General features: G+C 43.3%; 3 protein-coding genes. 2 read left to right on the top strand and 1 reads right to left on the bottom strand.

All coding sequences use genetic code 11. The features are described 5' to 3' along the window. Positions 1–25: 25 nt before the first annotated feature. Together RID53_RS16035 and RID53_RS16030 are read left to right on the top strand one after the other, a co-directional pair. A complete protein-coding gene (locus RID53_RS16035) occupies positions 26–544 on the top strand; it encodes a Uma2 family endonuclease (RefSeq protein WP_446389050.1) in 519 nt (172 codons plus the stop codon). Between the two features lie 228 nt (positions 545–772). Continuing rightward, entirely contained in the window at positions 773–2,911 is a 2,139-nt protein-coding gene (locus RID53_RS16030; protein ID WP_446389049.1) for an EF-hand domain-containing protein, read from the top strand. 390 nt (positions 2,912–3,301) lie between these two features. Here the strand turns inward: RID53_RS16030 and RID53_RS16025 are convergent, their stop codons facing one another. Beyond that, positions 3,302–7,849: an NACHT and WD40 repeat domain-containing protein gene (locus RID53_RS16025; protein WP_446389048.1), complete on the bottom strand. Its 4,548-nt coding sequence runs from the start codon at positions 7,847–7,849 to the stop codon at positions 3,302–3,304. Between the last annotated feature and the right edge of the window lie 20 nt (positions 7,850–7,869).

Below are 7,869 nucleotides of genomic sequence, written 5' to 3'. Positions count from 1 at the left end.
ACATCCCATGTGATGGCGTACATCAATGACCCACACCATACAAGGCACTAAAAAAAAAGAGTACGGCGGCTTAAGCCGCAATGTCGCTTTTCCGCCCCGGCTTGAAAGACCGGGGCGGAAAAGCTCCTGTAGTTTACGTGTGGTTAAACCTGCACGCGAATCGAGTTATGAACCGGATGTCGTCGTTTTAGATAAAGTGGGTGTGGCGAATGACGAACCTCGCTGGGACAATGAATCTATCATTATATTGGGAACTTCTATCCGTTTGGTTATAGAAGTGGTTTCCACGAATTGGAGTGATGATTATGCCCTGAAGTTGGAAGATTATGAGGCGATGGGTATTCCTGAGTATTGGATTGTAGATTATCTGGGATTAGGGGGTAGGCGTTATATTGGTAATCCCAAGCAACCGACGTTTTCGATGTATCAACTTGTTGATGGTGTGTACCAGGTGACGCAGTTTCGGGGAAATGAGCGGATTGTGTCAGCAAGTTTTCCAGAGTTAAATTTGACAGCTAATCAAATCTTTAATGCTGGGGTGTGAGCGTGTTTAAGTTTCAACCCAACCTACTGGCTGCGTCACACCACTACAATTTGGCTACACCTTCTAAAGTCGGGTAGGCATTGACCGAAATACGTTAGAGTAGCTAACAATTTTATTGGATTTGACGCTCTTTTTTAACATTCGCCAGCAAAGCCCCCTATTTACAGGCTGATTATGGTACTATACTCTTTGTCTAGCTAAGTATAAGTCAGGTCGTCAGCAAATAGTATGCAAATATCGGAACGCCAAATGCACCGATTTCGATGGCTGCTGACCATTGGTTGGTTGTTACTAATTCTTTCGTTGTTCTATGACCCTTTCTCTCCTGGATTAACCACTCCTGACAATACAATTAGTCCTTTAAGAATTGACCCCGCTATTTGTGTAAATGTTCAGGGAACTTGTATAGAAGAGAGTCCTTATGCCTTGGGAGCGCCTATTTTCTGGGGCATTATCGTCCCCACCAGTATTTTCATTTTGTTAGTATTTGGACATGAATTATGGCGTCGGATATGTCCCTTGTCATTCCTGTCCCAAATTCCTCGCGCTTTGGGATGGCAACGGAAACAACGACGAGTTCACCCTCAAACTGGGAAAGTACGCTATCAGGGAGTAAAAGTGACTCAAAATTCCTGGTTAGGTCGGAATCATTTGCATCTCCAATTTGGACTGTTTTATCTAGGATTATGTAGCAGAATTTTGTTCGTCAATTCCGATCGCACAGCCTTGGCAATTTTTTTATTAACAACCATTATCGGGGCAATTGTAGTGGGCTACCTCTATGAGGGTAAATCCTGGTGTCAGTATTTCTGTCCCATGGCTCCGGTGCAAAAAATTTATGCTGAACCTAGAGGATTGTTGACGAGAACAGCTCATGAGGAAGATCGCCAAAAGATTACGCAATCGATGTGTCGCACCCTAAACAAAAAAGGCGAAGAACAGAGTGCTTGTGTGGCTTGTCAGAGTCCCTGTATTGATATTGATGCGGAGCGTTCCTACTGGGAAACGATTATGCAGCCGCAACAGCAGTGGCTCTACTATGGTTATGTCGGATTGGTCTTGGGTTACTTCATTTATTATTATCTTTATGCCGGGAATTGGGACTACTATTTCTCTGGCGTTTGGGCGCATCAAGAAAATCAGCTAGCTACATTAATGAGTCCAGGATTTTATCTGGGAAATCAGCCCATTCCCCTGCCTAAGTTAGTCGCTGTTCCGCTGACATTAGCCGCATTTGCATTTGCCGGATCTAGCATAGGAATTAGTATAGAAAAACGCTATAATGCGGTTCAGCGACGCCAGCAGCAACCCCTAAGTCAAGAACTAATCCGTCACCGGATGTTTACCCTTTGCACGTTCTTTGTCTTTAACCTATTCTTTGTCTTTGCCGGACGAAATTTTATCCGGTTGTTACCTGCACCGATACAGTATTTATTTCCACTACTTATTGCTATCTGTAGTACGCTATGGCTCTACCGAACATGGCAACGCAATCCCCACCGCTACCGCCAAGAAAGTCTAGCCAGCCGACTGCGGCGACAGCTCAGTAAATTAAACTTAGATATATCACGTTTTTTAGAAGGGCGATCGCTTGATTCTCTGAATGCCGATGAAGTGTATGTTTTAGCTAAGGTTTTGCCAAATTTTACCAAAGAAAAACGGCTTCAGGCTTATAAAGGAATTTTGACAGAAGCTCTTAATGAAGGGTATGCTAACGTTTCCAGCAGTTTGAATAGTCTTCAACCAATGCGGCGGGAACTCGATATTTCTGAGGCGGAACATCAGGAGATTTTAACAGAGCTTGGAGTTGAAGATCCTAATCTGCTTGATCCGCAAAACCCTAGGAGTCGTGAAGATTGGTGGCGTCAAGAAAGTTATCGTGAAGCCATCTTGACGCTCATTCTGGAGTTTTCCCAGCATCATCCAGAGCAACACTTAGTCACCGAGTTAGCTGAAGTGATTAATGGCAAAAAGCCGATGACTGATTTGGAGACGTTACTCAAGCAATTATCGAAACGTGAATCAAAAAGCATTGAGCAGGCTCGCCAAGATTACGGGGTTACCACAACGGAGGAAGCCGAGATTATTAAACAAACTGATCCGCATCAGTTGTGGCGGATGATGAGCCATAGCTTTGATTCATTCAAACATTTAGACGAAGACGATCGCCTAATGGCATATTTTCGGCTTTTGGACAAGGATGAGTCAGGTTACATTAGTGGCGAAGAATTAGAAGTTTGTTTGCGAGAGATTAATTCCCAAGTTACTCACGCTGAAATTGAGGCAATGCTGAAGCTAGCCGACACCAACCGCGATCGCCAAATTAGTTATGAGGAGTTTAGGGAAGTTTTGCATCTTCTAGACTAGCTATGATAAATTACTAGAAAGTAATCTCTATTTAGTCTTTAGTCGCAACAGGTTAACTATAGCGTTGGGTTACTCTTTGAGAAGGATTTACTGACGTTTAAAGAACTCAAGCTACTGGACTGGACTGACATAGCTAAAATTGTGGTATGGATTTGATGGTTAAATCGGGCGCACGTCAGTGCGCCCCTACGGTTTCTGGATGTAATTTAAATTCATTAAATTAGGTTGATCACGCCATTACATATAGCAGTAGACACATCGATTAGGACTTTCGGCACCATTGTAGAGACGTTCCGGCGGAACGTCTGGAACCAAATGATCTGTCCTAACCGCTATGGCGGTTGCTATTCTCTCATCGCTGTGATTATGGGGAAGGAATTTAATGTTTTTCTATGATGCTCTATGTTCTACTGCGCCTAAAGTTTTAAGTGCGGTTTTCTCAGCTTCGGTTAAACCTGTAACACCCGTGATATTCATGTTCACATAGGGCTTGTTTACTAAAGTTTTTATACACTTGCCCGATTTCACATCCCAAACTTTAATTGTTTCGTCATAACTACCACTGGCTAAGATTTCACCGTCAGGACTCAGTGCTACCGACTGTACGCGATTTGTATGACCCTGTAAGGTTCTGAGACATTCTCCACTGTGAATATTCCATAGTTTTATGGTTTGATCGCTACTTCCACTAGCTAGTATTGTACTGTCAACATTAATGGCTACTGAAGACACCTTATCAGTATGCCCTTGGAGCGTTTTGAGACATTTTCCTGTCGTGGTATCCCATAGCTTTATTGTCTGGTCGCTACTTGCACTGGCAAGAATTTTACCGTTAGAACAAATAGCCAATGACCATACGGCATGATTATGCCCTTGAAAGGTATTTATGCATTTACCTGTTTTTATATCCCATGATTTAATTATACCATCAATATCGCAGCTAAATACAGTTGTATCGTCACGACTAATTAACACTGACCTAACTCCATTTGTATGCTCCTGTAAGATGTTCACACAATCTCCTGTAAGAATATTCCATAACTTAATTCTTTTGTCATTACCCCCAGTTACCAAAATCTTACTATTACGACTAATTGCGATTGAAAACACTGGGCTATTATCTGTTTGCAATGTTTTTAAGCACTTCCCCATAGAAACATCCCAAATTTTTGCTGTTTTATCCCCACTACCACTCGCTAAAATTTTACCGTCAGTGGTAAGAGTGACTGAATCAATCCAATCTGTATGATCAGATAAAGTTTGCAAACATTCTCCAGTGCGAAGATTCCAGAGCTTCACTGTTGAATCTTCATTACCACTAACAAGAGTTGTATTATCAGAACTGATGGCTACAGAATTTATCCAATGCTTATGTCCCTGTAATGTCTTCAGACATTTCTCCGTGTGAATATCCCAAATTTTTAATGTCTGGTCATGGCTACTACTAATTACACTTTTGCTATCAGGACTGAACGCTAATGAAAGTATTTCGCGGGTATGCCCGGGCAAATTTTTTGTGCATTGTCCAGTTTCGATATTCCAGATTTTAACTAGGGTATCGCCTCCACCACTTGCTAATGTTTTACCATCTGGACTAATGGCAACTGACCGAACTCGACTTGTATGTTGTTGCAAAGTTTTAAAACATTTACCTGTATTTATATTCCATAGCTTGACAGTTTCGTCATCATTTCCACTCGCTAAAATTGCACCGTCTAAACTAATAGCTATGGACTGTACATGGCTAGTATGTCCCTGCAAATTTTTCAAGCATTTACCCGTGGTAATGTCCCATAATTTAACCGTATGATCAGAACCGCCGCTAGCTAAAATTTTACTGTCACAATTTATAGCTATTGACCATATTCTACCAAGGTGTCCTTTTAAAGTGTTTAAGCATTCTCCAGTTGATGCATTCCATAATTTTACTGTCTGATCATCACCTCCACTGGCAAGGATCATCCCATCTAAACTTATAGCTACTGTTCTTATCCGATTTGAATGTCCATGTAAAGTTTTCAAGCATTTTCCACTGTTTGTATCCCATAGCTTTACTGTCATATCATGACTAGCACTAGCTAGGATTTTCCCATCAGGGCTAAAAGCAACTGAACTTACCCAATCAGTATGTCCTTGAAAAATTAATATTTGTTGACCATTAGCAACTTGCCACAAGCGAATTTTTCCATTAGCCTCGCCTGTCGCAAAAACTTGACCGTTAGGGCTATATGCTACTGATAAGACAAAACCAAATACTTTTGTAAAAACAGAATTAGCCAGATTTGCATTAGTACAATTAACATGGCGTAGGCTGGCATTGCTAAAGTCAGCGCCTTTAATAACTGCGCGACTGAGATCTTTACCTTCTAACCCCGCCTGATCAACCTTCACCATTAGGGTCGCTGCGTTCCCCCCAACATATCCCACTTCATCTTCACTTTTACCCCGTGTTGCTTCCAGAATTTCCAGAAGCGACGATTTTTTTGACCTCTCCCCCAGCCCCTCTCCTGCAAGGAGAGGGGAGCAAGATTCCTCGGTTACTTTACTCTTAACCGCAGTTGGAGAAGCTAAATCAAGCATCGGTATCATTAAATCCATTACCGCTTTTGTCAACGGTGCTTGTCCTAATGTCTGGCGTAATTGCGCTAGTGACTCACTCTTAAATCCTTTTGACGGCGCAATTTGCATGATTTTTCCTGCCTTATCTATCTGGCAATTAAAATAGGATGACCAGGTATAATTCTCAGGTGTAGCACTGTCATCAATATAAGATTGTGCTTGAGCCAATTTGGTAAAATCAGCCGCCAATACCCCCAACTCGGCGGCAAATTTATAGGCGACAAAAAACTCCAATAGCGAACGATGCGCTGGAGTATAATCGCCATCCGCATTCCGAACCAGCATCGATTGCCCCATCATGTCATAATGCCAATGGTCTAAATCCTTTTCCTCCCGAACTACTGAACCAAATAACCGACGAATGCGATCGGGAAATTGCCGATAATTGAGACTCATCTGATCTGTTGATAACATCTCCCACGCCAACTCACACAGAAAATAAAGCTTATCAGCTAACGATGTAAACGTGCGTTCAGCTTTAATATCCCGTTCCATCTTGCGCTTTACCGCATACAGATAAATCCTGGACATATCCACAGGTTTACCTGCTTCAATATCTGGCAATGCTTCTAAGATCAAATCCGTCATAACTGGACGACGGGCTAAATCCAATAACTGAGGATTTTCCATCACCTTTTCAACTGTGGCAGGTTGAGCTTGAAACGATAAAACCTGACGGATTTGGTCATCCTCAAACTTCTCCAATTCCAACACCTCAAACTGAGGCGTTTCCCCGGTCAAATTCGCAGTCGAGGCTTGCAATTCCGCATTCAGCAACGCTCGTCCTTCTTTTGCTTCGGGAAAATGTTCAGTGCGACAGGTTAAAATAACTTTGCTTCCGGGTACAACTACTTTCGCCAATTCCCAGAAGTTGTTAATCATTTGCTGGCGATCAACCTTGGCTGCCATTTCGTCAAAGCCATCGAAAATTAGCAGCAATTTCCCCATGCGATTGAGTTGATCAAAGACTTTGCTATTCAGGCGAATATTATGCTGACTAAAAAAGAAACCCGCGAGAACATTCTCCACATCAACAGCTTTGGCATAGTCGCGCAGGGTAATCACTAAGGGTAAGCGAGGACGAGAAACACCGCGTTTTTTTGCTTCCTGATACCGTTGCAATGCTATCCAAGCATAGTGGAAGGCAAACCAGGTTTTGCCTGTACCAAATTCTCCTAAAATTGAAATATGCTCTTTTGTTGGGTCATCTAACCAAAGGTCAATATACCCATCAATCCAGCCATCGCGTTCATCGTAACGACTCACGGCAATCTGACGCTGAGTCATCGGATCAATCTCTGCTTTGCTGCAAGCTAACGGCACATACTTTTGATCAATCCCGCGCCATTTTACCTCTGTTTCTAACCAGTCCAAATAGTCCCGGAAATCTGCGTATTCATCTAATAATTCATCAAAGGTATAACAAAATAAATCACGATTTTCCCGCGTTTCTACCGCATCACGGGCGGCGCGACTGATGCGACGTTGGGTGACTAACCAACCTTCATCGGTTCGTTGAGTATCCACTGATTCTCGCAAGGCGGTGACATCCCGAATTCCCGCTTCTCCCTCAATTCCCCTGACCAAAATCCGGTCATATCCGCGTCGGGCGGGAATGTTGACAATCCATTCAAAATGTGTATCATCCCAGATTTGATAGGGTTCAAAGTCATAACCCAGGGTTTCAAACCAACCCTTCATCTGCTGGGCTAAACCAAACGCCCGACAGGAGATTTCGGTGGATGATTCCTCGGCTGATAATAGAGATTCCTGTGCCGCCAACCGCGCTATCTCGGTACGAATTCCGGTTAAGGTGGGGAGTCTATCCAACCGTTCATGCAGGGTTCTCATCGATTTGTGTAATGAGTCGATTTTCTGGTTGGTGAGAACGTCTGCTGGAGTGCGCGATCGCTTGGCGACTTGAATGAATACGGTAGCAAAGGCGGCAAATTCGCGCTTGGGGTCAATTCTTAATTCTCGGATTTCATCCCCTAAGGCGTATCCGTCGAGAAAGGCTTCCCCTTGTTGCAGGAGAATGGAGGGGTCATTGCGATCGAAGGCTTGGCGAAAAGCCTGTTGAATCTCTTTTTGGCGGAACAGTTCGAGAATTGGCTGGGGTTTACTGATACCATATTCGACAAAGGCGTATTGATAAATGCTGGTAAAGTCAGGATGGGGATGTTCGGGATCGAGATTAAATTTTTTCAGGAGTTTGATGACGGTTTCGTCCCGTTCCAGCTTATTTTTGAGTAGGGGGGCGGCTGGACGTGCGATCGCGCTGATTGCAGCGATGATTGGGTCGAGGTTGATGGGGTTCACGGCGCTGGATTTTTATGGGG

It is taken from the genome of Coleofasciculus sp. B1-GNL1-01 (assembly GCF_040220235.1).
Taxonomy (GTDB): Bacteria; Cyanobacteriota; Cyanobacteriia; order Cyanobacteriales; family Coleofasciculaceae; genus Coleofasciculus.
The sequence above is the reverse complement of the archived record's forward strand: the minus strand, read 5'-3'. Positions and strand labels throughout refer to the sequence as shown.